The sequence below is a fragment of the Xanthomonas pisi DSM 18956 genome (assembly GCF_001010415.1).
In the GTDB taxonomy this organism is placed as follows: domain Bacteria; phylum Pseudomonadota; class Gammaproteobacteria; order Xanthomonadales; family Xanthomonadaceae; genus Xanthomonas; species Xanthomonas pisi.
Genome location: NZ_JPLE01000017.1, coordinates 146,092 through 172,619 on the forward strand (window position 1 = coordinate 146,092; position 26,528 = coordinate 172,619).

Consider the following 26,528-nt stretch of genomic DNA (forward strand, 5'->3'; position numbering starts at 1 on the left):
CACTGCGCCTCACCAAGAGGCGTCACGTCGCGTTTATAAGACAGCTCACCTCAATGCAATGCGAACGCCGTAGCGGCCGGTAGCAGGTGACGACTGCGCAACGGGCGCCATCAGCCCGCCATGCCGTTGTGCCGCAGCAATGCGTCGATGCTCGGCGCGCGCCCCCGGAAAGCCCGGAAGTTGTCGGCCGCACTGCGGCTGCCACCGCGCGACAACACTTCATGACGAAAACGTGCGCCGGTGTCAGCGACCTGTTCGGGCGCCTCTTCGAATGCTGCATAGGCATCGGCACTGAGGACTTCGGCCCATTTGTAACTGTAATAGCCGGCTGCATAGCCGCCCGCAAAGATGTGGCTGAACTGATGCGTGAAGCGATTCCACGCCGGCGGCCGATTGACCGCCACTTCATCGCGCACGCGTTCGATGAGTTGCAGCACGCTATCTTGTGTTGGATCAAAGCTGCTGTGCAGCTGCATGTCGAACAAGGCGAATTCCAGCTGGCGCACGGTGAACATGCCGCTCTGGAAATTACGCGCAGCCAGCAGCCGATCGAACAGGTTGCGCGGCAGCGGTTCGCCGGTCTGCACGTGCGCGGTCATCGCCTGCACGCGCTCCCATTCCCAGCAGAAGTTCTCCATGAACTGGCTGGGCAGCTCCACCGCGTCCCATTCCACGCCATTGATGCCGGCCACACCCAGCTCGCCGATGCGGGTGAGCAACTGATGCAGGCCATGGCCCATTTCATGGAACAGCGTGGTGACCTCGCCATGCCGGAAGGTGGCTGGTGTCTCGCCACTGCCGCGGCCAAAGTTGCACACCAGATACACCAGCGGCGTCTGCGTACCATTGGCGGTCTCGCGGCGGTTGCGGCAATCGTCCATCCACGCGCCACCGCGCTTGCCTTCGCGCGCGTACAGATCCAGGTAGAACTGGCCAACCAGCTCGCCTTGCGTATCTTCCAGACGATAGAAGCGCACATCCTCATGCCAGACCGGCGCGCTATCGGGTTTGACGGTCAGTCCATACAGGCTGTGGATCACATCGAACAGACCCGCCAGCACTTTCGGCTCGGTGAAGTACTGCTTCACCTCCTGCTCGGAGAAGCTGTAACGCGCCTGCTTGAGTTTTTCAGAGACGTAGAACAGATCCCACGCCTGCAGTTCATCCAAGCCCAGCTCGTCGCGGGCGAAGGCTTCCAGCTCGGCACGGTCGCGTTGCGCATACGGCTTGGCGCGCGCGGCCAGATCGCGCAGAAAGCCCATTACTTCATCGGGGCTTTGCGCCATCTTGGTGGCGACCGAATACTCCGCATAACTGGCAAACCCGAGCAGCTGCGCCAGCTCGGCGCGCAGCGCGAGAATGCGATCGATGTTGCCGCTGTTGTCCAGCGCAGCATCGCCAAATTCGGAGGCGCGCTCGGCATTGGCGCGATACAGGCGCGCGCGCACCTCGCGATTGTCCGCATCGGTCTGCACCGGCAGATAGCACGGCATCTGCAAGGTGAGCTTCCATCCCGGCACACCGTCTTTTTCCGCAGCAGCGCGCGCGGCGGCGACCACTTCGGCAGGCAGGCCGGACAGTTCGTTTTCGTCTTCGGTCACGTACGCCCATGCATCAGTGGCGTCCAGCACGTTCTGCGAAAACTTGGCCGCCAATGCCGACAGTTCTTCCTGGATTTGCGCAAAGCGCGCCTTGGCGTCGTCATCGAGCTCGGCGCCGCCCAGGCGGAAATCGCGCAGCGCGTTTTCCAGCACCTTGCGCCGCGCGGCGTCGTAGTGCGCCGCTTCCGGCGCTTCGGCCAGCGCCTTGTACTGCGCATACAGCGCCAGATTCTGGCCCAGCGCGCTGCCGAAGCGGCTCACCTTGGGCAGATTGCTGTTGTAGGCCTCGCGCAGCTCGGGCGTGTTCATCACCGCCTGCAGATGGCCGACCTGGCCCCATGCGCGCCACAAGCGCTCGGTGGCATCGTCCAGCGGCACCACAAAACTGTCCCAGCGCACCGGGCTGACCTGTTCGGCCGCCTTCACCGCCGCCTCGGCCTCGGCGAGCAATTGGTCGATCGCCGGGCCCACGTGTTCGGGGCGGATCGCATCGAAGGACGGCAGTCCGGACAGATCGAGCAGCGGGTTGGTCATGGGGCGCTCCGGCGGTGGACTGGATCAGGGATGACGAGATGTCTGGTGGCAGGTGCCGACGCCAGGCGCGTCAGCACGCTTGTGATATGGCGATCATTGCAGCGCAGCACAAGGCAGCTGCGGCAATGCGCCGCCGTTGACCGCGTCGGCAATGGCCGCATCGCTGTCGGTGACATCGATCGCCCGCTCCACGTACCAGGCCGGGTTGTAGTAACTGTGCGCGTAACGTTCGCCGGCATCGCACAGAATGGTGACGATGGAGCCCTGCCGGCCTTCCTCGCGCATCCGCTGCGCGGCGTGCAGCACGCCGATGAAGTTGGTGCCGGTGGAACCGCCCACGCGACGGCCCAGGGTGGCGCTGACGTGGCGCATCGCCGCCAGGCTCAAGGCGTCTGGCACCTTGATCATTTCATCCACGCAGCTGGCAATGAAGCTCGATTCCACCCGCGGCCGGCCGATGCCTTCGATGCGCGAGCCGCCGGTGATCGCCAGCTCCTTGGGGCACTGCCCGTCCACCGCACGGCAGTAGCCGTCGAAGAACACCGACACTTCCGGGTCCACGCACAGGATGCGGGTGTGATGCCGGCGATAGCGCACATAGCGCCCCAATGTGGCGCTGGTGCCGCCGGTGCCAGGGCTGCAGACGATCCAGTCGGGGATGGGGTGCGGCTCTTCGGCCAGCTGCTTGAAGATCGATTCGGCGATGTTGTTGTTGGCGCGCCAGTCGGTGGCGCGCTCGGCATAGGTGAACTGGTCCATGAAGTGCCCACCGGTCTCGCGCGCGAGCTGGTGCGAGGCGCTGTCCAGGTCGCAGGCGCGTTCCACCAGATGGCAGCGGCCACCCTGGAACTGAATCGCGGCAATCTTCTCCGGCGAGGTCGAGGCCGGCATCACCGCGATGAAGGGCACCCCCAGCAGGCGCGCGAAATAGGCCTCGGAAATCGCGGTCGAGCCACTGGACGCCTCGATCACCGGGCGCCCTGCACCCAACCAGCCGTTGGTCAGCGCATAGAGGAACAGCGAGCGCGCCAGCCGGTGCTTGAGGCTGCCGGTGGGGTGGCTGGACTCGTCCTTGAAGTACAGGTCGATGCCTGGATAGCCCGGCAAATCCATCGGGATCAGATGGGTGTCGGCCGAACGATTGAAATCGGCCTCGATCTTCTGGATGGCGGCGGCCACCCACTGGCGCTGCGACATGGGCACGGGCGTGAAGCGAAAGAAGCGCCAATTCTACCGCTGCCAGGCGCACCGCCGGGGCCGGCGGTCAGTCGGCGGACAGTTGCAGGCCGGTGGTATGCTCGCAGCGTCATCTACCAACCCGACCGCCCGTGTTGCCTTGCCTGCTCCGCCTGCTGCTGTGCCTGTGCCTGGTCGCCAATACGGCCACCGGCGCGTGGGCGTCGGTGGGCATGGCGATGCCGGACAGGGTCATGCCGCAGGCGGCCACGCACACCGTGCAGGCGCACGTGGCGGCTGCGATGCCGTGCCATGAGGCCATGCCAGCGGCCGATGCGGCGCGGTTGCCCGACACGACCAGACACCCGCACGCGCACGCCAGCGACTGCTGCAAGCTGGGCAGCTGCGACTGCCTGCAACACTGCAACCTGGCCTTGCTGACCCTGCCTGCGGTGCCGACGGGAATGCCCGGTCGTTCCGCGGTGCCTGCCGCCCTGGACGCAGGCCGCGGCAGCCCGGCACACGAGCAACCGGTTCGACCTCCCATCGGCTAACGGCCGACACGACACGACGCGCTCCACCAGGCGGGGTCGCCGATGCACGGCATCGGTGGTCACTGCGCGCGCCCGCGCAGCAGGCGCACCGCATGCCTCGCCCAATGCGCGCGCGCCGTGCCTGTCGGCCCTTCCCATGCATGCTTCGCCCCGCGTCCCTGCACGCGGGATTTCCCAGCGATGCGCTGCGTCTGCCTGCTGTTGCAGACGCGCCGGAGGTGACATGTCTTCCGATTCCCCTGTGTTCGATCCAACCTCCCCGCCCGCCCCAGGCCGGCGCCGTTTCGTGCAGAGCCTGGCCCTGGGCGGTCTTGCCGCCGGTGCCGGGCTGTGGCGTGCCGACGCGCGTGCGGCCGGCGCGGTGACCACGCCGGTCCTTCGCGGTAGCAGCCAGTCGCTGCAGATCGGCCGCCTGCCGGTCAATTTCACCGGGCGCACGCGCCCTGCCATCGCCGTCAACCAGAGCCTGCCTGCGCCCACGCTGCGCTGGCGCGAGGGCGATACGGTGAGCGTGCGCGTGCGCAACGCGCTGACCGACCAGCCCACCTCGGTGCACTGGCACGGCCTGCTGCTGCCGGCCAACATGGACGGCGTGCCCGGCATGAGCTTCGATGGCATCGCGCCGGGCCAGGAGTATCACTACCGCTTCGCACTGCGCCAATCCGGCACTTACTGGTACCACAGCCACTCGATGTTCCAGGAGCAGGCCGGCCTGTATGGCGCCATCGTCATCGACCCGCTGACACCGCCGCCGTACCGCCACGATCGTGAGCATGTGGTGCTGTTGTCGGACTGGACCGATCTCGACCCGGCGGCGTTGTTCCGCCGCCTGAAACAGATGCCCAGCCATGACAACTATGCGCAGCGCACGGTGGGCGACTTCCTGCGCGATGCGCGCGAAGACGGCCTGCGCGCGACACTGGCCGACCGTGGCATGTGGGGCCGCATGCGCATGACGCCCACCGACCTGTCGGACGTCAACGCCAACACCTACACCTACCTGCTTAACGGCGTGGCGCCGGCCGGCAACTGGACCGGGGTATTCACTCCCGGCGAAAAGGTGTTGCTGCGTTTCATCAATGGCTCGTCGATGACCTACTTCGACATCCGCATCCCCGGCCTGCGCATGACCGTTGTCGCCGCCGACGGCCAGTACGTGCATCCGGTCAGCGTGGACGAACTACGGATTGCCGCGGCAGAAACCTTCGATGTGCTCGTCGAGCCCACCGGGCAGGACGCATTCACGCTGTTTGCGCAGGACATGGGCCGCACCGGATTCGCCTGCGGCACGCTGGCCGTACGCCATGGCCTGCGAGCGCCGATTCCCGCACTGGACCCACGCGCGATCCTGACCATGCAGGACATGGGACATGGCGATGGCATGGCGCATGCCGATCACGCCATGCACGCCGGCGCAGCGATGCAGGGCGACCCCCATGCCGCACATGCGATGCCGATGCCGGCCCAGCACGCGCAAGACAGCGCAGCGGACAAGACACCCCACCACCACGCCAGCGAAGATGGCAATGCCTTGATCGACATGCGCAGCAATGCAACCGCACCGCGCCTGCACGACCCCGGCGTGGGCCTGCGCGACAACGGACGTCGCGTGCTGTGTTATGGCGACCTGCACAGCCTGTTCGAGGATCCGGATGGTCGCGCGCCCGGTCGCGAGATCGAGCTGCATCTGACCGGCCACATGGAAAAATTCGCCTGGTCCTTCGACGGCATCGCCTTCGCCTCGGCCGACCCACTGCGGCTGCGCTACGGCGAGCGGCTACGCATCGTGCTGGTCAACGACACCATGATGCAGCACCCCATCCACCTGCACGGCATGTGGAGCGACCTGGAAGATGCCGACGGCAATTTCCAGGTCCGCAAACACACCATCGACATGCCGCCCGGCACGCGCCGCACCTATCGCGTGCGTGCGGATGCGCTCGGCCGTTGGGCCTACCACTGTCACCTGCTGTACCACATGGAAGCAGGCATGATGCGCGAAGTGCGGGTGGAAGCATGAGCGCGTTAGGTCTACGCCCATTGTTAGTGAGCATGTGGGTGTTGAGTGCGTCATTGGCTGCGCAGGAGCACGTGGATGCGGCGGGTAGCGACGCGGCGCACGATGCGCATGCGCATGCGATGCAGACGACCTCTAACGCTGGCGATGTAGATTTGCCAAGGGCGGCAGCGCCGGATGCGGCGTCGGCAACTGCACAGGACAGCATGCCTGGGATGGAGATGCCCCACGCGCACATGCAGCACGCCGACCAGACGCCAACGCCGGCAGAAGCCCCTGCTCGCGACGCCGCGAAACCTGCTACGCACACGGAGGCATCGGTACTGCGCCATGCCGAGACACGAGAATCCGACCTCGCGCCGCCCACGGTTGACAGCACCATGTCGCACGCGGGCATGGACCATGGATCGATGGATCACGCGGCGATGGATCACGCATCGATGACGGCAGGCCCTGCGCAGCAGGCGCCGATGGAGCACCCACCCATGGACCATGCCCGGATGCATCACGACGCAGCAGCCGACATGCCGATGCAAACGCATGCTTCCCCACATCGCGCCGCACTGCCACGCGAACCGATCCCAGAGCCAACCGCCGAGGACATTGCCGCGGCGTTCGCACCGCTGCACAGCCACGCGATGCATGGGACGGGAGTCAACCGCTACGTGCTGCTCGATCGGCTGGAGGCCTTCGACACCGATCGCGCCAGCGGCCAGCAATGGGAGGCGCGCGCGTGGATCGGCGGAGATATCGACCGAGTGTGGTTACGCAGCGAAGGCGAGCGCCAGCGGGGGCGTACGCAAGACGCATCGGTCGAAGCGTTCTACGGCCATGCCGTCTCGCCATGGTGGGATGTCCTGGTGGGCGTGCGTCAGGACATCGGCACCGATCATCGCAGTTGGGCAGCGTTCGGCGTACAAGGCCTGGCGCCGTACAAGTTCGAAACCGAGGCCACTCTCTTTGTCGGTAGCGGCGGTCGCGCGGTCGTGCGACTGGAAGGCGAATACGACGTCCTGCTGACCAACCGCCTGATCCTGCAACCGCGCATGGAAGCAGACATCGCACTGAGCGAGGACAGGCAACGCGGCATCGACCGCGGGCTGGACCAGCTCGAAGCAGGCGTGCGAATCCGCTACGAAATCACGCGCCGGTTTGCGCCCTATATCGGCTGGGTGCATCACCGCAGCTTCGGCGACCGGACCCCGCGCGCGACGCTGGACGACGAACCGGCACGCGACAGCCGCTTCATCGCCGGCGTGCGCATCTGGTTTTGAACTGGCCGCAGCACCGCGCATCGGTGTGGCGGCCCATCCCAAAGTGCACGGCCGACATGCACGCAGACGCAGACATGAACCGCTGACCGCCAGCGCGGCGTCCAGATCACCGGCACGCACGATGCAGACACGCCGACCACCATGGTCTGGCTAACATCGGCGTCCACGACAGCGCCGACCTGTCCCCCCAAGACGTTCTACGAGGAACCCAACATGGCTTTGACCGATCTCAATCACGTTCCCGGCGCCAGCACCGCGCCCGCCGAAACCAGCGGTTTCGTGTTCAACCACACCATGCTGCGCATCAAGGATGCGCAGCGCTCGCTGGATTTCTACACGCGTGTGCTCGGCTTCCGCCTGCTGGATGCGCGCCACTTCGCCGAGGCGGAATTCAGCCTGTACTTTCTCGCATTGCTGCCGCTGGACACCGCGATTCCAGACGACGACGCAGCGCGCCGTCTGTGGATGGCCGGCATCCCCGGCGTGCTGGAACTCACCCATAACCACGGCACCGAAACCCAGGACGGTCCGGTCTATCACGACGGCAACAGCGACCCACGCGGCTTCGGCCATATCTGCGTCTCGGTACCGGACATCCACGCCGCCTGCGCACGCTTCGACAGCCTCGGCGTGACCTACCAAAAACGCCTGGAAGACGGCCGCATGAAGCACCTGGCCTTCATCAAGGACCCGGACGGCTATTGGGTGGAGATCATTTCCAATACGCCTTTGGCGTGAGCAGACAGTCCACCAGATAACGCTGAAGCTTCAGCGGATGCGGGATGCAACAGGAGGAATGCAGACTCGAAGCCCCCGCCCCCTCGCCTGGAAGCCCCAAGCCCGGTAGATAGCCTGGCTCTGCAAGACCCGGCGCGACGACTGGACACATCGCCGCGCTGGAGTAGACTTTCGCCGCCCTCCGCAATGGATGCACCCCAATGCTCGTCAGGAAGATTCCGCTGATCCTTGCATTAGCGATGCTCGCCGCCTGCAAACCGGCGGCAACGGACGCCAGAGCTCCGAAGACAACCGCCGCCCCGACCAGCGCCACCCCCAAACCCTCAGACAAGGACGCTTCTCCCATGCAGGATGCAACCCAGGGTTCCACCCAACAGCTCCAGCCGCCCCGTCCGGATAGCGTGCTGTATTTCATCAGCAACGTCGATGGCGACGGGGCATTGTCTTACGAGATTGCCAATGGCAGCTGGATCCATTTCTGGTACGGCTTGCAGTTCCAACTTGAGGGTACGCGTTACTACACCGGCTTTGCCTGGAAGACCCCCCAGCTGTTCGGGGCCGAGCGCGAGAACCACTATCCCGCACCGGAAACCAAGGTGACCTTGGCCCACTCCACCTTCGTCACCAGCGAACCGGGCAGCAAGTCGCCCTGGAAATTTTTCGGCGCAGAGCTGTACATCGGCGAATTCGGCGGAATGGAAAAAGGCAACACGGTCGACACGACACGCAAGCCACAGACCGTTGTCACCGACGATGGCCGGCTGGTCCTGACCGTGCCGACGTGGAGTCTGCAGTCGGGCGTAAGAATCCTTTACTACGACGTACTCGTATTCAACCCGAAGGAAACCGAGGACGTCGACGACACACATTGGACCTATCTCGGCAACGTTCCGGCCGGTGAGGACAATAGTGCCGATTGTAGCGAGGACGCGCCTGGGAAAATCCCCTGTATCAAGAACAGCAGTACGCTTGAATTTGTTCCGCAAGCCGGCCTGCCCAAGCTGCGAGTAACCGTTTCGGCCGGCCCGCCGACGAGCGGGGGTGACGAAACGGTTGTATACCGGTACGATGCTGCCCAGAAATCGTATCTGCCGACCCCTTAATACAGGACCAAAGGAATTGGTTCGGGCGGCTTACCGCTGCAGCCGCGTGGCTGCAGCACTCAATCAAGGATCTTGAGCGATGCCGACGAACTACTCACGAGCCCAAGTGCTCGATATCATCGAACGCGAAGCGATCGAGCGGAATATCCCACGTGACGACTTCCTGCGTTTTGCCCACGTAGAGACCGGCGGCAACTTCAACGAGTTGGCCAGCCGCGGGGCCAGTGGTGCAAAAGGACTATTCCAGTTCACCCCCCGAACCGCCGGCGAGTACGGTATTGCTGGACGCGAGCTGGACGCGGTGGTCAATACGGATGCAGCCGCGCGGCTGTACCTGGATAACCGCGCAACCCTGGTCGACCGACACGAACGCGATGGCCGGCCTTACCTGTCGGGTAAATCGGCGCCTGATGGCCTGGACATGTATATGGCCCATCAGCAGGGCGCGAGCGGTTACCGCTCTCTTCAGACCGCAATCGCCACGGGATCTTTCGGGCTAGGGAGCACACGCGCCAACATCCTCAACAATGTTGGCGAGAAAGAACTGAAGTCCCTGACCGGCGTGGATGCTGCGACGTTCCAGCGTATGTCCGACAAAGACATGGCGCAAACGTTTGTCCAGTATTGGGATACGAAGATGGACCGTATCCGCATTCCTGAAAAAGGCATTGCTCCCGTTTCGGAAAATCGGCAGGTGCAATCGCCGACACAGTCGGTATCCGCGCAACAACAGAAGCCTGATGGACAGGGCATTGCGCTCAATGCCGCCTACGATCTCACCGTCAAATATGACCATGTCAAGTACGGTTTTGGCTCCAAGGACCCAAATCAAGGCAAGGTCGATTGTTCTGGTTGGGTCGTGGAAATGCAGAACGCCACCATGGACGAGATCAATCAGGGGGCCGGCAAAGCAGTATTTACCGACAAGCAAAAATTCAATCCCAACTTAACCAGTGCATCTGAGTTACTGCGCAAATCGGAGCAGCGTTCTGGTGTCCTGATCGAGGGCAAGGACGTCACTGCCGACAAGCTCAAGGAAGGCATGATCATCGGCGAGGACAATGGCTCACTGGGTTGGGACAAGGGGCGCTACAAGGGCATCGACCACATCACCATGGTGGTGCGGGACCCCAAGGATGGCGAGCTCAAGATCAGCCAATCGCGGGGCGGCGAGGGTGTCGAGCTCAGCTCGCTGGACGCCTACCTTGAACGCAAGCACGCCAAGGGCGTCAAGCTCTATGCCAGCGACCCGCTTTCCGAGGCGCGCGAGTTGCTGCAGGACCGCAGCCAAAGCAAGCAGCAGTCTCACGACGGCAACGCACACAAACCTGCGCCTGTGCAGGCTGCGGCAGAAACATCTGGGGTGCTACGCGAAAAGTCGCATGGCGCTGAAGTTCTGAAGTTGCAGCAGACCTTGCAGCAGTTGGGCTACAAGGACGCAAGGGGCAATGAACTCAGCGCCGACGGCGCCTATGGCCAGCGAACGGGTGAGGCGGTCAAAGCCTTCCAGCGTGCACACGGACTGCAGGATGATGGCGTCGTTGGCGGCGATACGCTCAAGGCACTGAAGCAGGCCGAGAAGACGCCGTTGCTGTCGGAAAAAACCAATCCCGATAATCCGTTGTACAACCAGGCGGTGAGCAAGCTGGAACAGTTGGGTCCGCATGCATTCGCCGACCGTCGCGCGTTGGAGAATGCGGCGGGTTCCTTGGCGTTCGAAGCCAAGGTCAGCGGTCTGCAACGCATCGACGCGGTGATGCAGAGCAAGGACGGCAACGGACTGTTCGCGGTACAGGGTCAGCCAAACGACCCGGCGCACCAGCGGATCTATACCGACAAGGCAGGCGCTGCAGAACGCCCATTGGAGCAAAGCAGCAATGCCGTACGGCAGGACGCGCAGTCGCAAACGCAGGTCCAGGATCAGCAAGAACAGCAACGTAGCCAGGCACGCCAAGTAGGCTGATGCATCCGCAATCCGGAAAGACGGAACGGGCACTGATCGATGGATCAGTGCCCGTTCTGGTTCAAGGATACGCTGATGACGATTTTTATGGATCGCCGTAGCGCTCGGATGCCTGACGTCACACGACCCGACAATCAGTTGGAAGCAGTAACAGTCGCTCTATCCGGGAACCACTGCGGCAACTGCTCGGCGAGTTTTGCAGCACATTCGTCGCTATAGGCCTGCGCAGCCTCTTTGACCAAAGCGTAGTCGTTTGCTTGCCATTCTTCCAGCGACGCGGTGCGCGGGGTAGGCTGGCACGACAGGCTGTACGGACTGGCCTTGCGCTTCAAAAATCCGCTTGATTCACCGCCAATTCCGACCCGATAGCGCAGTTCGTACGGGGTTTCTTCGTCGCTCAGGCTCTGGTAGACGAGCCGCCATTCGGACATGAGCACCTGCAACGGAAAAGCATCGATCGGCATCGCGCCGGGCTTGGCGGTGAAATAGCGCTTCAACTGCATGTTGATCGCATCGCGCTGTAGCGCATACCCCGGGTTGCCGATGCTTTTGATCTCCTCACCCGTCAACTGGCGTTTGTCAAAGGTGAATCCACCCATCCTGCCCAGGAGGACACCGGTAATTACATTTCCAGCAACCTGCCCCGCGATGACCGCGCCGGTATGACCTCGCCGGATCACGTGCAACATCTCATCGCCGGCAGGCTGACCATTGGCTGCGACGATCATGCGCGGCTGTAGCGGCAGCATCAATGCCCAGTCCGCAGATAGCGATGGCGCGGTCGCTGCATCCCCACCACTCATGGCCATAGGCTGATTCTCTGCTGCTACCACCACCGTCCCCGCCTCGGCAGCGGCGGCATAGGCGGTTGCAGTAGAAAAGTCGCCGCCCGCAAACGCAGGCAGTACCGCGACTGCGTCTGCATGACGCGTCGGGGTACAGAACGTGCTGGCGGCACGCATCTGCGCTGCATGGAAACCGATACCGTTTGTCTGGTGCACCACGGCATCCTTGCCGTACTGCTCCACCAGCTTGGCGATCAGTGCATCCGATGGCGGTTGCTGTGCGCAAACCTCGGCAGCGGCGATCCGCGACCAGGCGAACTGCAATGCAGGATCCCAGCCCAGCGCATCTTCGCCCACGAATCCGTGGTCGTAGTGATACGCATAGATGGCGGGGTCGATCTCCTGCAGCGTCATTCCGCCCTGACCGGCATAGCCCGGCGGCAGGTCTTGTGCAACAGCAAGCCCGGGCAGTGCCAACAGCACCACCGCGATACACGTCTTCATGAATCCATGTCCCTCTGGATGGTTGCGACGCGCAGCATGTCCCCCATGCTGCGCGCGCGATGCGCCGCAGTGAACCGACGCTGCAACGATCAACAATGCAGGGTCCCGATCGTCGGGTAATGGCACTCACCCGGCGGATCTGCCTGCGGGGCTAGTGTGCGCGCAGACGCGGGCGATGGCAGTCGGGGCGGGCCCGACGCGTGTCGGGACAGCCCCTGCCAGGGCGCATTGTTCAGGCCGGCTGACGATACGTCGCGCGCATGCCGTCAGGTGGACGCGGACGGGGCGCGCTCATCGTCTGAGTGCACGGGCGGCGATGCCGCACCGGGCACCGGCCGCACGCGCGTGGCGGCTGCGCTGTCGCTTTAGCTGCTATCAGGCATGCAAGATCCCGCCCGCCCCAGGCTGCCAATCGCGGGGCGTGCGCAATGCGGCCAGGATGCGGACCAACTCGCGATAGCTGTCGGCCAGCTGTGCGAACAAGCTCGCATCGCTGCAGCGCGTGTCGGCCACCTCCGCATACGCGCCGCGCCCCAGGTCGATGAAGTAGTCAACGCTGAGACGACGGCGCTGCGCCACGCCGGGGAATAGCCCGGCAATCAGCAGGCAGCCATCGCCGACATCGCGCAACGCATCAGCCCGCACGCTGCCGATCTGATCCTGCGCATGCAGCCACGCCAGCGCCTGGGTGCGCGACAACAGATGCGCATCGCGCTGAAAGCGCAGCAACACGAACACCAGATAATGCTCGCGCGACTCGTCCAGCGGACGTGCGATCCGCTGCCCCGCCTCGCGCACCAACGCCTGCCACAATTCCGCCGGCGCCCCCTGTTTGAAAGACTCGTACATACGTCCTCCTGCGTGGTGTGGATCCTCGCAAGAAGCGTATGCATAAGCTGGGCCAAAGCGTTGGCAGAGGCTGTGGTCGAGCGCCAGAAACCGCTGACGAAGCTGCTGCCGGCCAGCAGGCAGTGGGGTCGTTCCGCGAGTCGACCCGCGCTACTCGCAACAACTGAGATGTCTGCGCCTGGCGACCACAGCGCAACCATTGCAATGCTCGCTCCACTGACAATCGCTGCCTTGCCGATCGCATCGCAGGGTGACTGCGTCGCGAGAGCAGATGGAAGCGAACGATTCCGCAGCGCGATGCTGCGGCGCGCGACTCCTCACATCGCCGACACCCTTCTCAAAAAGTGACATGGCTCCCGCAGCGAGACATTGAGACCAAGCGAGCACGACTGTGTGACATCTGTTCGCATTCAAACAGCTGCGCATCTCTAGGATGGCCGCTGCCCGGCGAGCCCCACGCCACTGAGCACCCTGGCTCTGCGGTTTGAGCAGGCGGGTGCGCGTGTGCGATGCACCGCTGTCGTCATCCAGCAACCACCGTTGAACCGTCTTGCACGATCCTTGCGCAACGCATCGCGTGGTGGTCGCACGTTCCGGAAGCCCTTCGCTTCCGCATCAGGAGTGATCCGACATGGGTGTAAAAACCTCAACATTTACGGTCTTTATCGCAGTCACGCTTTGCGTTTCCAGTACTGATGGCAGCGCATCTCAACGACCTGATCTGCGCACCAACCACGCGCCAGGACGCGTGGCTTCTCCTGCATCGCTTGCCTATCCACGGGCGGACGAGGTGCCGCCAGGTACAGCAATGACATTCTGGGCATCGCAGCCGGTCGACCGCAACGAGACGGTCGTCGTGAGCGGCGGCAATCTCAGCCCAACCGCCACAGTGCGCCTTACCCGGCTCGACGATGGCGCAGTCGGCAGCCCGTTGGATGTCGCCGACAGCACCAATAGTGGTTGGATCAACGTGGTGCCGAGCCAGGCCACCGAGCAATCACTCAAGTTTCAGCTGCCTGATGGTGCGCGCGGCGTCTATGCGTATCGGATCGTCACCGGCAGCGGAACCGGTGCAACGACGCTGGTGAATGCACCGGATATCTGGTTCGTGCAAGGCAACGTCGGCGGTGGTGCCTCTCCAGGCGGCAGGCTCAACGTCTTCGGCACGGCACTGGGCAGGATGTCGGCATCGAGCCAACCGGTACGGATCGCATTGGTCAGAAACGGAAGCGTGCAGCGAATCCTGAGCGCAGATCTCTCCAATCCGAAGGAAGGCATGTATGTGCAGAGTTTTGCCGTTCCCGCCGACGTGCCGCCAGGCGATTATGAGCTGTATCTACACAATGGCTCCGGTGGCCCAAGCGCGTGGAGCCGCTATCAGAATTTCGGCAGCGGGCCGGATCGCACGGCGCCACGCACAACGATCACCAGTATCAACATCGGATATGCAACCAATTGGCCGCAAACCCGATGCAACGTCGCGCCGCCCATCGGCAACGGCGCTTCGGACGACGCCAGCTTTGCGACCGCATTCGCCTGCGCGGCCAATGCAAACGGTGGCGTGGTGTCCATTCCTTCGGGCAGCTACACCTTGTCCGGCCGAGGCTTCGACAACATCCCCAACCACACGGTCATCGCAGGTGCGGGCAAGCAGGCAACCGTGCTGAACTTTCCGCAGGTGGAAGGCAGCAAGGATGCACCGGCGGTGATCTTCAAGGGTGGCTCCACTGCCTACAACCCGGCCAAACAACCTAAATGTGGCCGCCCGATCAATTATGCCGCTGGCGTGTACGGCATCCGCGATCTCTCCATCAACGCGCCAAAGCTGCGCGAAGGCAGTGCAATCCTGTTCGAACACATGTCCGTAGAAGACCTGCATTCGATTCCCTTCGTACGCGACTCCATCATCACACTCGGCAGGCCGTCAGATCGGACAGCAACCGATCCGCACACGACCGGCATCAAGGCCACCGACACATCCAACTTGCAGATCACCGGCAACGATATCACCAGCAGCAAACCGATTTTCATGGACGGCAATGTTTATGGCGTGACAGTGCAGGGCAATACCTTGCGTTGGCACGAGACGGCACTGGCGTTCAACCACGACGCGCAGAACGCGCTCATCGCCCACAACAGGAACATTTCCGCAGGGGCGCCCTATTACGGTACACCGTCGGAACTGGGATTCAGCGCGCCAAGCCGGGATGTGTATTACGCCAACAACGCCAATCAATACCCAGTCGACGCCGAGCCCGCACCGTGGCAGCTCACGATGGACGAAGGCACGGGCAACTACTTCGGGAAGGCTGCTGCGGTCTCGGGGAGGCAACTGACATTGGCAAGGCAAGCCATCGATTTGCCGTACCGCTGCGATGCCGACGGCAACTCAGCGATGATCGTCGCCGGGAAGGGCGCCGGACAGCAGCGCTACCTGACAGGCAACCCAGTGACTCTCGGCAACACAGTCACAGTAGACAGCGCCTGGCAGATCACCCCGGATCAGCAATCGGATCTGAGCATCGTGACGACCAATGGCAGGATGCTGTTCGTCAACAACGATTACAACGGGTCCGGCCCCGTCACCAACTTCTATCCCTCCGCTGATGTGATCCACGCGTACAACCGTTTTAATCGCTTCGGCGGGAGCCTGGTGCAGCCGAACGGTTTTTACACCGCTGCCCAGGCGCTGCTACCCGGCTGGCATTCGCAAATGCTTAGCAATGAGATCACCGTCGAGGCGACGACGAATCCATTGTCGTCGAAAGACCCGACCGCAACGTTCAGCGTCCAAGGCAGCGATCTGATGATCAGCCAGGGCGGCCTGCAGAACCGCACGTACACCGGCTCCGTTCTCAGTACTGCCATCATCCGCAACAACCGGTTTGCCACCGGTGCGAGCGGCAGCGTTGGGCTGTGGGATCGGGTGAGCAATTCGCTGCTGGAGAACAACATCGTCCCGGCGTTTCGAATCCAGAATGACAACGTCAAAGACTCGCTGATCCGCGCCAATCGCACTGCAGGCGGAGGCGAACCGCAGCGCTTGATCAATGCGCCCCGCCCTGACAACGGCAACATGCTTTGCACAAGCACTGACGCCAGCACCTGCGCAGTACTCAACCGCTAGCGCCGACTCCTGGATGGACGCCGGCGCTGCACGCACGCAGCGCTGGCCTTACTCCACCGTCACCGACTTGGCCAGGTTGCGCGGCTTGTCGACGTCGGTGCCGCGCGCCAATGCGGTGTGATATGCCAGCAGCTGCACCGGGATGGTGTGGATCACCGGCGACAGCACGCCGGCATGACGCGGGGTGCGGATCACGTGCACGCCTTCGGATTCGCTGAAATGGCTGTCCTGGTCGGCGAACACGAACAGCTCGCCGCCGCGGGCGCGCACCTCCTGCATATTGGATTTGACCTTTTCCAGCAGCCGGTCGTTCGGTGCGATCACCACCACCGGCATCGTTGCGTCCACCAGCGCCAGCGGGCCGTGCTTCAACTCGCCGGCCGGATACGCTTCGGCGTGGATATACGAGATTTCCTTGAGCTTGAGCGCACCTTCCAGCGCGATCGGATAATGCAGGCCGCGACCGAGGAACAGGGCGTTTTCCTTCGGCGAAAACCGCTCGGCCCAGGCCATGATCTGCGGCTCGAGATTCAGCGCATGCTGCACGCTGCCCGGCAGGAAGCGCAGCTGCTCCAGATAGTCGGCCTCTTCGGCCTCGCCGATGCGGCCCTGCAACTTGCCCAGCACCATGGTCAGCTGGAACAGCACCGCCAGCTGGGTCGTGAATGCCTTGGTCGAGGCCACGCCGATTTCGGCACCGGCGCGGGTGTAGCAGACCAGTTCGCTGGCGCGCGGGATTGCGCTTTCGGGCACGTTGCAGATCGACAGCGTATGCAGGTGGCCAAGCGATTTGGCGTATTTCAGCGCCTCCATCGTGTCCAGGGTTTCGCCGGATTGCGAAATGGTGACGATCAGGTGCCTGGGGTTGGCGTACGCGGCGCGGTAGCGGTATTCGCTAGCGATCTCCACGCTGCACGGCAGCCCGGCAATCGCCTCGATCCAGTAACGCGCGGTCATGCCGGCGTAGTAGCTGGTGCCGCAGGCCAGGATTTGCACGCCTTCGATGTCGCGCAACACCGCTTCTGCATTGGCACCGAACAGCGATGCCGGGAAACCCTTCGCGTCGATCGCCGCTTCGATGGTGTCGGCCAGCGCGCGTGGCTGCTCGTGGATTTCCTTCTGCATGAAATGGCGGAACGGCCCAAGCTCCAGCGACGCCAGCGAGACATCGGACAGGTGCAGCGGGCGCTCGACCGGGGCGTCGTAGGCATCGAAGATGCGCACGCCATCGCGGCGCAGCTCGGCAGTATCGCCCTCTTCCAGGAAGATCACCTGGCGGGTCGCCTGCACGATGGCCGACACATCGGAGGCGACGAAGTTTTCGCCCTCGCCCACCCCGATCAGCAGCGGGCAGCCCATGCGCGCGCAGACGAAACGCTCCGGCTCGGCCTGGCTCATCACCGCCAGCGCGTAGGCGCCGGTGAGCTCCTTGACCGTGCGCTGCAGCGCGCCGAGCAGATCGCCGGCGTCGGCTAGATGATGATGGATCAGATGGGCGATCACTTCGGTGTCGGTCTGCGACTCGAAGGTGTAGCCGAGTGCACGCAGCTTCTCGCGCTGCTGCTCGTGGTTTTCGATGATGCCGTTATGCACCAGCGCCACGCCCGCGCTGATATGCGGGTGCGCGTTGGCTTCGGTGACGCCGCCGTGGGTGGCCCAGCGCGTGTGGCCGATGCCCAGGGTCGCGCCGAACTGTTCGGCCTGCGCCGCCTGCGCCATCTCGGCCACGCGGCCGGTGCGACGCACGCGGCGGACCCGGTCGCCGTCGAGCACCGCAATGCCGGAAGAGTCATAGCCTCGATATTCCAGACGCTTGAGTCCTTCGATCAGGACCGGGACCACATCGCGCCCGGCGATCGCTCCGACAATGCCGCACATAGGGACAGCTCATTAGGAAAGAAGACCGGCATTTTAGCGTGTCCGCTCTTGTCCACTGCATGACCGTGCCCGGACAGCGTGTCCGCGCGGGTGTCCGCGGACACTGCGGACACTCGCCACATCGGCCCAAATACCTTTGATATCAGCCACTTGGAAGTTGGCACGCGGCCTGCTTTGTCAGCATGACGCCACCGAGCACGCCGACCATGATTCGTGACACTTCTGCCCAGGACCAGGTTCTCCGTACACCCGCCGGCAACGCGCCGTGGCGTCGCTGGCTGTGGCCCGGCGTCGCCACCGTGGCGGTGCTGGCCGGGATCGGTTGGGCGATCAGTGCGTGGAGCGCCGGCAGCCGCTCCTTCGATGCCAGCCGGGTACGGATCGCCACGGTGAGCCAGGGCGACCTGGTACGCGACATCGCCGCCGACGGCCGCGTCATCGCCGCCAACAGCCCCGTGCTGTACGCCATCTCGGCCGGTACGGTGACGCTGAGCGTGGTGGCCGGCGACGTGGTCAAGCAGGGCCAGGAGCTGGCGCGCATCGACAGCCCGGAGCTGCGCAGCAAGCTGGCGCAGGAACAGGCCACCCTGGCCGGCCTGGAAGCCGAATCCAGCCGCGCCGCCCTGGATGCGACCCTGGCGCGTGCCACCGCCAGCAAGCTCACCGACCAGGCCAAGATCGACAAGCAGGCCGCCGCACGCGACCTGGAGCGCTACCAGCGCGGCTTTGATGGCGGCGCAGTGCCGCAGGTAGAACTGGCCAAGGCGCAGGACACCCTGAAGAAGACCGACATCGACCTGCAACACGCCGAGCGCGACGCGTCGTTGAAGAGCCAGGGTGCAGACCTGGATTCGCGCAACAAGCGCCTGCTGGCCGACCGCCAGCGTGCGGTGGTGGCCGAGGTGCAGCGCCAGGTGGATGCGCTCACCCTGCTGGCACCGTTCGACGGCCAGGTCGGCCAGGTGCAGGCGGTGCAGCACACCCAGGTCGCGGCGAACGCGCCGATCCTGGGCGTGGTGGATCTGTCCAAATTCGAAGTCGAAATCAAGGTACCGGAAAGCTTTGCGCGCGATCTGGCGATCGGCATGCCGGCCCAGCTCACCAGCGGCAGCGGCGAACCGTTCCCGGGTGCCATCTCGGCGGTGTCGCCGGAAGTGGTCAACGGCGAAGTCACCGCGCGCATCCGCTTCACCGACAAGCAGCCGCCGGGTCTGCGCCAGAGCCAACGCATGAGCGCACGTGTGGTGATGGACACGCGTCGCAATGTGCTCAAGGTCGAACGCGGCCCGTTCGTCGAACAATCCGGCGGCAGCTACGCCTACGTGATGGACGGCAACACCGCGGTGCGCCGCCCCGTGCGCATGGGCGTCAGCAGTCTGGGCGAGGTGCAGGTGCTGTCCGGGCTGCAGGTCGGCGACCGCGTGGTGGTGTCCGGCGCAGACAACTTTGGCGATGCACCGCGCGTCACCGTTCACTAGAGACGATAGCTCCGCAGCTTCCACGCTCCCGACGACTGCGCGCCACGTTGCAGTCGTCACGCTCACTCTCTTTCGCACACCTCTCTCGCAAAGGAATCGGCAATGCTCAAGATGCAATCGGTCTCCAAGGTCTTCCGCACCGAACAGGTAGAAACGCACGCGCTGCGCTCGCTGGACCTGCATGTACGCGAGGGCGAATTCGTCGCGGTCACCGGCCCCTCCGGCTCGGGCAAGACCACCTTCCTCAACCTGGCCGGACTGCTGGAGACCTTCACCAGCGGGCAGTACCTGCTCGACGGCGAGGACGTCAGCCATCTGTCCGACGATGCGCGTTCGCGCCTGCGCAACCGGAAGATCGGTTTCATCTTCCAGGGCTTCAATCTGATTCCCGACCTCAACCTGTTCGACAACGTCGATGTGCCGCTGCGCTATCGCGGCATGGCCGCAGCCGAGCGCAAGCAGCGCATCGAAGAGGCACTGACCAAGGTCGGCCTGGGCTCGCGCCTGAAGCACTACCCCACCGAATTGTCCGGCGGTCAACAGCAGCGCGCCGCCATTGCGCGTGCATTGGCTGGCAGTCCACGTTTGCTGCTGGCCGACGAACCCACCGGCAACCTCGACTCGCAGATGGCACGCGGGGTGATGGAACTGCTGGAGGAAATCAACAGCCAGGGCACCACCATCGTGATGGTCACCCACGACCCGGAACTGGCCGCACGCGCGCAGCGCAACGTGCATATCGTCGACGGCCAGGCCACCGACCTGGAACGCAATCCCGCCCTGATGCGCTCGCGCGACAGCGCACCCACCCTGGCCGAGTAAGAGGCGCCTCCATGTTCGGCTACTACTTCAATCTTGCGTTACGCAGCTTCCGTCGCAACAAGGTACTCACCGCGTTGATGGTGCTGGCCATCGCGCTCGGCATCGGCGCCAGCATGACCACGTTGACGGTGTTCTATGTGCTATCGGGCGATCCGATTCCACAGAAGAGCGACCGGTTGTTTTATGTGCAGGTCGACGCCGAACCGAAATCCGGATTCCAGCCCGGAGAAGAACCCGATTACCAGTCCACTCGCTTCGACGCTGAAACACTGCTGCGCGAAAAGCGCGCCATGCGCCAGGCGATGATGACAGGCGGGAACGTGGCGATCGAACCACAGCGAAGTGGGCTGAGCCCGTTCAAGCTGGAATCGCGTTTCACGTCAGCAGATTTCTTCCCAATGTTCGACACACCGTTTCTTTACGGCCAGGGCTGGTCAAGTGCCAGCGACGAGCGACATGAACGCGTTGTGGTAATCAGCAAGTCGCTGAACGACAAGCTGTTTGACGGAGGTAATAGCGTCGGACGCGACCTGCGCGTCGACAAGAACACCTTCCGGATCGTCGGCGTCCTGGATACATGGAAGATCAATCCACGTTTTTACGACATCACCGATACCTATGGTTCCAACGAACAACTCTACGCGCCCTTCAGCGTTGCGATGGACCTGAAGATGACCCACGCCGGCGGAACCAACTGCTACGGCAAGGTCGAGGGCGGCGATTCCACCGCACTCAATGCGCCCTGCAGCTGGGTGCAGTATTGGGTGGAGCTTGAGAGCGCCAAGCAGGCAAGCGACTACAAGGCCTACCTGGAGAACTACTCCGATCAGCAACGCGCCTCCGGACGTTTCACGCGGCCGAACAATGTGCGCCTGCGCAATGTGATGGAGTGGCTGGATCACAACAAGGTCGTTCCCAGCGATGTCCGCCTGCAGCTTTGGCTGGCGATGGGCTTTCTGCTGGTGTGTCTGCTCAACACCGTGGGGCTGCTGTTGGCGAAGTTCCTGCGCCGCAGCGGAGAGATCGGGGTGCGGCGTGCACTCGGAGCATCGCGAGGCGCGATCTTTGCGCAATGCCTGGTGGAGGCGGGAACCATCGGCCTGGTCGGCGGCATCTGCGGACTGGCGTTGGCGTGGCTGGGGTTGTGGGCCGTACGCCAGCAGCCGGTGGACTATGCGGCACTGGCGCACCTGGACATCAGCATGTTGCTGCTGACGTTCGCGATCGCCCTCGCCGCGAGCCTGATCGCCGGAATATTGCCGTCGTGGCGCGCCATCCAGGTCGCCCCCGCGTTACAGCTCAAATCTTCCTGATCCTTTTGCCCTCCGCAATGCGGAGCGCCACGCCCATCCATCGAAGGTCAGCCCCATGGACATCCGCCCTATCGTTTCCACCCTCCGCCGCCACAAGACCGCAGCCGCACTGATCGTGCTGGAGATCGCCCTGGCCTGCGCCATCATCTGCAATTCGCTGTTCCTGATCGGCAACCGTGTGGAAACCCTCCACCGCGCCAGCGGCATCGCAGAACAGGAATTGCTCAGCATCAGGCTGGACGGCATCGGGACGCAGACAAATGCAGACGTCCGTACCCAGGAGGACCTTGCGGCACTGCGCGCTGTTCCCGGTGTGCGCAGCGCGGCCATCACCAATCAGGTTCCGTTCGTCAGCTACTCGTCCAACACCGGACTGACCTTGACCGCAGAACAGGAGCGCCCGACGCTCAACGCCGCGCAGTATCTGGTCAGCGACGGTGGCATCAAAACACTTGGCCTTCAGCTGATTGCCGGACGCGACTTCACCCCCGACGAATACATCAGCCAGGAAAAGGCAGACAACGACGACAACGTCCGCAAGAAAGGCGCCGCTATCATTTTGACGCAAGCTGCTGCAGACAAGATGTTCCCGGACCACAGTGCGCTCGGCAAGACCATCTACTCCGGTGACGTCCCGTTACGGGTCGTTGGGATCGTGCAGACACTGGCGCGCCCGAACAACGTCAATGGGCTGGATCAAAAGGATTATTCGATGATGCTGCCGATCCGTCCTCCTTATAACGAGGGCCAGTACATCCTGCGCGTGACCGATCCGTTGCGGCGGCAGGAAGTGCTGCAGGCGGCAGTTGCGGCCTTGATGAAGCTGGACAACAGCCGGCTGGTGCTGAAGCAGCAGACCTACGAGGAAATTCGCAACGAGTATTTCCAGAACGATCGCGCAATGATCTGGCTGCTTGGCGCAGTGTGCATCGCGCTACTGATCGTCACCGCACTGGGCATCGTCGGCTTGGCCAGCTTCTGGGTGCAGCAGCGTACCAAGCAGATCGGCATTCGCCGCGCACTGGGCGCCACACGCGGCCAGATCCTGCGCTATTTCCAGATCGAGAACTTTCTGCTCGCCTCGGTCGGTATCGTGCTGGGCATGCTGCTGGCTTACTCGATCAATATCTGGCTGATGGCCCGCTACGAATTGCCGCGCCTGCCGGTGATCTACCTGCCGATCGGCGCGCTCACGCTGTGGATGCTGGGCCAGATCGCGGTGTTCTGGCCCGCACGTCGCGCGGCGCTGGTACCGCCGGCAGTCGCCACGCGCAGCGCCTGAGCTGGCCATGGGACGCTGCCTCAAGCCCACCACACCCTGGGGGCCGGCGCTGCCGGGCGCTGGTCCGCTGCGCATGCCGACAAACCGCGATGCTTCCCTCCCAAGGACCTTCTCCCTATGCGTTCGATCGTCCATCCCCGCAGCGTCGCCGGTGTATTCGCCATCGCTGCGATGATCGGTACGCTGCATGCCGGCAGTAGCGCCTGCGCGCGCGCTGCCACGCAGACCACTAGCGAGGTGACCGAGCGCACCGTGCTGCGCATCGACGATCATCAACTGCGCTGGCGCCACAACGCACAGACGCTGGTGCTGACCGCCACAGCCGCCGGCGTGCTGGTCACGCAGGCCAGCGACATACCGGCACTGCAGCTGCGCAAGGGCGACCAGCTGCGCGCAGCCGATGGCCGTAGCATCGCAACCGTGGAAGATCTGCTGCACGTCCTGCGCGCTGCGGCCGGCCGACCAGTGCAGGTCCAGGTGGCACGCGGGCAGGCACGGATGGGCCTGACCTGGACCGCACCGACGTATGCGCCGCTGGTTCCGCCATTGGCGCCTGCGCCACCCGCCTCGCCACAACGGGTGCGGTAGCCCTCGCTTGCGACCGGAGTACATGCTGGCCTGTCGCACGAGCACCCACTACGCCGGAGCACTGCGCAGCCGCAATGTCCGTTGCCATCGACACCGGCTTGCGCCGTATGCTGTGGCGAGCGCTTTCTCCCCCGACACCTTTCGCCTTCCGAGCACCGCGATGCCGCAAATCCTGATCATCGACGACAACACCGCCGTGGCCACCGCGCTGGAGGTGCTGTTTTCCCTGCACGACATCGACGCGCGGCATGCGTCGTCGCCGCAGGCCGGATTGACGCTGCTGGACGAGCAGGTGTTCGACCTGGTGATCCAGGACATGAACTTCACTGCCGACACCACCTCCGGCGAAGAAGGCGAGGCGCTGTTCACCCAGATCCGCCAGCGCCACCCCGACCTGCCGGTGATCCTGCTCACCGCATGGACCCACCTGGGCAGCGCGGTGGGTCTGGTCAAGGCCGGCGCCGCCGATTACATCGCCAAACCGTGGGACGACACCAAGCTGCTCACCACGGTCAACAACCTGCTGGAACTGTCCGAAGCGCGGCGCGAGCTCGCGCGCCGCCGCGAACGCGAGCACCGTGGTCGCGAGCAACTGACACAGCGCTACGATCTGCGCGGTGCGGTGTTCGCCGACCCTGCCAGCGAACGGGCCATCGCGCTCGCCTGTCAGGTCGCACGCTCGGAGTTGCCGGTCCTGATCACCGGCCCCAACGGCAGCGGCAAGGAGAAGATCGCCGAGATCATCCAGGCCAATTCGGCCAACAAGCGTGGCCCCTTCATCGCGCTCAACTGCGGCGCCCTGCCGGGTGAATTGATCGAGGCGGAATTGTTCGGTGCCGAAGCGGGCGCCTACACCGGTGCCAACAAGGCGCGCGAAGGCAAGTTCGAAGCGGCCGATGGCGGCACCCTGTTCCTGGACGAAATCGGCAACCTGCCGCTGGCGGGCCAGATGAAACTGCTGCGCGTGCTGGAAACCGGTCGCTACGAGCGGCTGGGCTCCAACCGCGAGCGTCACGCCAAGGTGCGCGTGATCAGCGCCACCAATGCCGACCTGCCATCGATGATCCGCGACGGCAGCTTCCGCGAGGATCTGTACTACCGTCTCAACACGGTGGAAATCGCGCTGCCTGCCCTGGCCGAGCGTCCGGGCGATATCGCGCCATTGGCCGATCACTTCCTGGCGGGCGGCAAGCCCCTGTCTGCACAGGCGCGCGATGCGCTGCAGCGACACGCCTGGCCGGGCAATGTGCGCGAGCTGCGCAACGTGCTGCAACGTGCGGCGCTGCTCGCACAAGGCGCGCGTATCGAAGCCAGCGATCTGAACCTTCCGCGCGCCCCCGCGCCGCGGCCGGCGGCGGCTGTCGCCGGCGAGCCGGATCGCGCACGCATCGAACAGGCCTTGGCGCGCGCGCAAGGCGTGATCGCACAGGCCGCCGCCGAACTGGGAATGAGCCGACAGGCGCTCTACCGGCGTATGGACCGTTACGGCATCAGATCGGAATGACTCCGCGCATGTGGCATCGCTCCTTCACGTTCACCCTGTTTCTCAGGCTGTTGCCGGTACTTGCACTGGCCGCCGCCCTGCCGTGGTTCATGGCGTACTGGCTGGACCACGGCTGGCAGGTCGCTGCAATGTCGGTCGTCGTTGTGCTGGCCGCGATGTGGTTCAGCCTCAACCGTGCCACCGCACCGATGCGCTCGCTGTTCCGTGCGCTGGCCGGCACCACCAGCAGCTACCGCGATGGCGAGTACAACTTCGGCGTGTACTGGCGCGGCACCGACGAATTGGCGCAACTGGTGCAGGCACATTCAGAACTGGGCGATGTGCTGCGCGCGCAGCGACGCGACCTGGTGCAACGCGAGTTGATGCTCGACACCATGCTGCAGAACACCCCTGTGGCGATGCTGCTGGTGGTGGCCGGCGGCGATGGCCTACGCCGCATCGGGTTCTCCAACAACGCCGCGCGCAAGCTATTGCATGACGGACGCAAGCTCGAAGGCCAGCATCTGGACGATGTGCTCGAACGCATGCCAGGCGAACTGCGCGATGCGCTGGCGCGCGGCGGCGACTGCCTGTTCGCGGTGCGCGAGGACGGTGATGAGGAGGACGACGAGCAGATCTATCACCTGTCGCGGCGCAGCTTCCACCTCAATGGCCGTAGCCACGAGTTGTTGCTGATCCGCACCCTGACCACCGAGTTGCGACGGCAGGAAGTGCAGACCTGGAAAAAGGTGATCCGTGTGATCAGCCACGAATTGAACAACTCGCTCGCACCGATCGCCTCACTGGCGCATTCCGGCGCCGAGCTGCTGCGCCGCGAGCGCACCGACCGTCTGGGCACGGTCTTCGAAACCATCGAAGAACGCGCGCGTCATCTGGAAGGCTTTATTCGCGGCTACGCGCGCTTTGCCAAATTGCCGCAGCCGCAGTTGCAGACCATCGAATGGGCGCCGTTTCTCGAACGACTGCGCCAACAGATCCCGTTCCAGTTGCAAGGCGAGATCAGCAATGTCAGCAGCCGCATCGATGCAGCGCAGGTCGAACAGGCCATGCTCAATCTGCTCAAGAACGCGCACGAGGCCTGCAGCGAAGCGCAGCCGCCCAATAACGAGGTTGCAGTACGCGTGACACGCTTGCCGCAGTGGCTGCGAATCGAGGTGCTCGACCGCGGCAATGGCATGAACGAAGCGGTGCTGCACAACGCACTGATGCCATTCTATTCGACCAAACGCAACGGAACCGGGCTGGGGCTTGCGCTCACCCGCGAGATCGCCGAAGCGCATGGCGGGCGTATTTCGCTGCACAACCGCGAGCAAGGCGGCCTGTGCGTGACCTTGTTGCTGCCGTCGGCATCGGCTGCGTAGTCAGACACGTTCAACACGTCGAACGCCTCGTCCGCCGCAGCTCACTGATCGCTCGCCAGACCCGGCAAGACCACCCG

General features: G+C 63.9%; 19 protein-coding genes. 14 read left to right on the forward strand and 5 right to left on the reverse strand.

Translation table 11 applies throughout. The features are described from left to right. Positions 1 to 110: 110 nt before the first annotated feature. Together Y887_RS05345 and Y887_RS05350 are read right to left on the reverse strand one after the other, a co-directional pair. Positions 111 to 2,135: a M3 family metallopeptidase gene (locus Y887_RS05345; protein WP_046963349.1), complete on the reverse strand. Its 2,025-nt coding sequence runs from the start codon at positions 2,133 to 2,135 to the stop codon at positions 111 to 113. 93 nt (positions 2,136 to 2,228) lie between these two features. Further along, complete coding sequence (locus Y887_RS05350; RefSeq protein ID WP_046963350.1) at positions 2,229 to 3,332, reverse strand: PLP-dependent cysteine synthase family protein; 1,104 nt, start codon at positions 3,330 to 3,332, stop codon at positions 2,229 to 2,231. A gap of 92 nt (positions 3,333 to 3,424) precedes the next feature. On the opposite strand from Y887_RS05350, the gene Y887_RS05355 reads away from it, so the two are divergent. The 6 genes from Y887_RS05355 (at position 3,425) to Y887_RS05380 (ending at position 10,960) form a co-directional block, all read left to right on the forward strand. Next, on the forward strand, positions 3,425 to 3,865 hold the full coding sequence (locus Y887_RS05355; RefSeq protein WP_425445623.1) for a CopL family metal-binding regulatory protein: 441 nt from the start codon (positions 3,425 to 3,427) through the stop codon (positions 3,863 to 3,865). A gap of 223 nt (positions 3,866 to 4,088) precedes the next feature. After that, positions 4,089 to 5,885, forward strand: coding sequence for a copper resistance system multicopper oxidase (locus Y887_RS05360; RefSeq protein ID WP_046963352.1), 1,797 nt, complete (start codon positions 4,089 to 4,091; stop codon positions 5,883 to 5,885). Positions 5,886 to 6,004: 119 nt separating this feature from the next. After that, positions 6,005 to 7,156, forward strand: coding sequence for a copper resistance protein B (locus Y887_RS05365; RefSeq protein WP_425445624.1), 1,152 nt, complete (start codon positions 6,005 to 6,007; stop codon positions 7,154 to 7,156). Between the two features lie 213 nt (positions 7,157 to 7,369). Next, positions 7,370 to 7,894 carry a lactoylglutathione lyase gene (gloA, locus tag Y887_RS05370; protein ID WP_046963354.1) on the forward strand — a complete coding sequence of 175 codons (525 nt, stop codon included), beginning with the start codon at positions 7,370 to 7,372 and terminating at the stop codon, positions 7,892 to 7,894. A gap of 344 nt (positions 7,895 to 8,238) precedes the next feature. Then, complete coding sequence (locus Y887_RS05375; protein WP_046963390.1) at positions 8,239 to 8,997, forward strand: hypothetical protein; 759 nt, start codon at positions 8,239 to 8,241, stop codon at positions 8,995 to 8,997. Positions 8,998 to 9,103: 106 nt separating this feature from the next. Further along, complete coding sequence (locus tag Y887_RS05380) at positions 9,104 to 10,960, forward strand: XVIPCD domain-containing protein (RefSeq protein WP_046963355.1); 1,857 nt, start codon at positions 9,104 to 9,106, stop codon at positions 10,958 to 10,960. A gap of 134 nt (positions 10,961 to 11,094) precedes the next feature. On the opposite strand, the gene Y887_RS20650 is transcribed toward Y887_RS05380, so the two are convergent. Together Y887_RS20650 and Y887_RS05390 are read right to left on the reverse strand one after the other, a co-directional pair. After that, positions 11,095 to 12,249 (reverse strand): hypothetical protein, encoded by a 1,155-nt coding sequence (locus tag Y887_RS20650; protein WP_046963356.1) that lies wholly within the window; start codon positions 12,247 to 12,249, stop codon positions 11,095 to 11,097. Positions 12,250 to 12,624: 375 nt separating this feature from the next. After that, positions 12,625 to 13,098 carry a hypothetical protein gene (locus Y887_RS05390; RefSeq protein WP_046963357.1) on the reverse strand — a complete coding sequence of 158 codons (474 nt, stop codon included), beginning with the start codon at positions 13,096 to 13,098 and terminating at the stop codon, positions 12,625 to 12,627. Between the two features lie 631 nt (positions 13,099 to 13,729). Here Y887_RS05390 and Y887_RS05395 point away from each other — a divergent pair. Further along, entirely contained in the window at positions 13,730 to 16,225 is a 2,496-nt protein-coding gene (locus Y887_RS05395; protein WP_146093402.1) for a hypothetical protein, read from the forward strand. Between the two features lie 48 nt (positions 16,226 to 16,273). On the opposite strand, the gene glmS is transcribed toward Y887_RS05395, so the two are convergent. After that, entirely contained in the window at positions 16,274 to 18,103 is a 1,830-nt protein-coding gene (gene glmS / locus Y887_RS05400) for a glutamine--fructose-6-phosphate transaminase (isomerizing) (RefSeq protein WP_046963359.1), read from the reverse strand. A 206-nt stretch (positions 18,104 to 18,309) separates the two neighbouring features. Here glmS and Y887_RS05405 point away from each other — a divergent pair, with 206 nt between their 5' ends. From Y887_RS05405 to Y887_RS05435, 7 genes are all read left to right on the forward strand, one after another. Continuing rightward, on the forward strand, positions 18,310 to 19,581 hold the full coding sequence (locus Y887_RS05405) for an efflux RND transporter periplasmic adaptor subunit (protein WP_046963360.1): 1,272 nt from the start codon (positions 18,310 to 18,312) through the stop codon (positions 19,579 to 19,581). A 102-nt stretch (positions 19,582 to 19,683) separates the two neighbouring features. Continuing rightward, a complete protein-coding gene (locus Y887_RS05410; RefSeq protein ID WP_046963361.1) occupies positions 19,684 to 20,403 on the forward strand; it encodes an ABC transporter ATP-binding protein in 720 nt (239 codons plus the stop codon). An 11-nt stretch (positions 20,404 to 20,414) separates the two neighbouring features. Beyond that, positions 20,415 to 21,716, forward strand: a complete 1,302-nt coding sequence (locus Y887_RS05415; protein ID WP_046963362.1) for an ABC transporter permease — start codon at positions 20,415 to 20,417, stop codon at positions 21,714 to 21,716. Positions 21,717 to 21,771: 55 nt separating this feature from the next. Continuing rightward, positions 21,772 to 22,998, forward strand: coding sequence for an ABC transporter permease (locus Y887_RS05420; RefSeq protein ID WP_046963363.1), 1,227 nt, complete (start codon positions 21,772 to 21,774; stop codon positions 22,996 to 22,998). A 117-nt stretch (positions 22,999 to 23,115) separates the two neighbouring features. Beyond that, positions 23,116 to 23,586 (forward strand): PDZ domain-containing protein, encoded by a 471-nt coding sequence (locus tag Y887_RS05425; RefSeq protein ID WP_245879411.1) that lies wholly within the window; start codon positions 23,116 to 23,118, stop codon positions 23,584 to 23,586. Between the two features lie 160 nt (positions 23,587 to 23,746). Next, the gene (locus tag Y887_RS05430) at positions 23,747 to 25,090 is read left to right on the forward strand and encodes a sigma-54-dependent transcriptional regulator (protein ID WP_046963364.1); all 1,344 of its coding nucleotides are present in this window, start codon (positions 23,747 to 23,749) and stop codon (positions 25,088 to 25,090) included. 8 nt (positions 25,091 to 25,098) lie between these two features. Then, a complete protein-coding gene (locus Y887_RS05435; protein WP_046963365.1) occupies positions 25,099 to 26,451 on the forward strand; it encodes a sensor histidine kinase in 1,353 nt (450 codons plus the stop codon). The last annotated feature ends 77 nt before the right edge of the window (positions 26,452 to 26,528 follow it).

Excerpts from the sequence above, each read along its gene's own strand:
- Y887_RS05435 (WP_046963365.1), top strand. The coding sequence starts at position 25,099 with ATGTGGCATCGCTCCTTCACGTTCACCCTGTTTCTCAGGCTGTTGCCG.
- Y887_RS05350 (WP_046963350.1), bottom strand. The coding sequence starts at position 3,332 with ATGTCGCAGCGCCAGTGGGTGGCCGCCGCCATCCAGAAGATCGAGGCC.
- Y887_RS05360 (WP_046963352.1), top strand. The coding sequence starts at position 4,089 with ATGTCTTCCGATTCCCCTGTGTTCGATCCAACCTCCCCGCCCGCCCCA.
- Y887_RS05420 (WP_046963363.1), top strand. The coding sequence starts at position 21,772 with ATGGACATCCGCCCTATCGTTTCCACCCTCCGCCGCCACAAGACCGCA.
- glmS (WP_046963359.1), bottom strand. The coding sequence starts at position 18,103 with ATGTGCGGCATTGTCGGAGCGATCGCCGGGCGCGATGTGGTCCCGGTC.
- Y887_RS05415 (WP_046963362.1), top strand. The coding sequence starts at position 20,415 with ATGTTCGGCTACTACTTCAATCTTGCGTTACGCAGCTTCCGTCGCAAC.
- Y887_RS05390 (WP_046963357.1), bottom strand. The coding sequence starts at position 13,098 with ATGTACGAGTCTTTCAAACAGGGGGCGCCGGCGGAATTGTGGCAGGCG.
- Y887_RS05375 (WP_046963390.1), top strand. The coding sequence starts at position 8,239 with ATGCAGGATGCAACCCAGGGTTCCACCCAACAGCTCCAGCCGCCCCGT.
- Y887_RS05345 (WP_046963349.1), bottom strand. The coding sequence starts at position 2,135 with ATGACCAACCCGCTGCTCGATCTGTCCGGACTGCCGTCCTTCGATGCG.
- Y887_RS05365 (WP_425445624.1), top strand. The coding sequence starts at position 6,005 with ATGCAGACGACCTCTAACGCTGGCGATGTAGATTTGCCAAGGGCGGCA.
- Y887_RS05425 (WP_245879411.1), top strand. The coding sequence starts at position 23,116 with ATGCGTTCGATCGTCCATCCCCGCAGCGTCGCCGGTGTATTCGCCATC.
- Y887_RS20650 (WP_046963356.1), bottom strand. The coding sequence starts at position 12,249 with ATGAAGACGTGTATCGCGGTGGTGCTGTTGGCACTGCCCGGGCTTGCT.
- gloA (WP_046963354.1), top strand. The coding sequence starts at position 7,370 with ATGGCTTTGACCGATCTCAATCACGTTCCCGGCGCCAGCACCGCGCCC.
- Y887_RS05410 (WP_046963361.1), top strand. The coding sequence starts at position 19,684 with ATGCTCAAGATGCAATCGGTCTCCAAGGTCTTCCGCACCGAACAGGTA.
- Y887_RS05430 (WP_046963364.1), top strand. The coding sequence starts at position 23,747 with ATGCCGCAAATCCTGATCATCGACGACAACACCGCCGTGGCCACCGCG.
- Y887_RS05405 (WP_046963360.1), top strand. The coding sequence starts at position 18,310 with ATGATTCGTGACACTTCTGCCCAGGACCAGGTTCTCCGTACACCCGCC.
- Y887_RS05395 (WP_146093402.1), top strand. The coding sequence starts at position 13,730 with ATGGGTGTAAAAACCTCAACATTTACGGTCTTTATCGCAGTCACGCTT.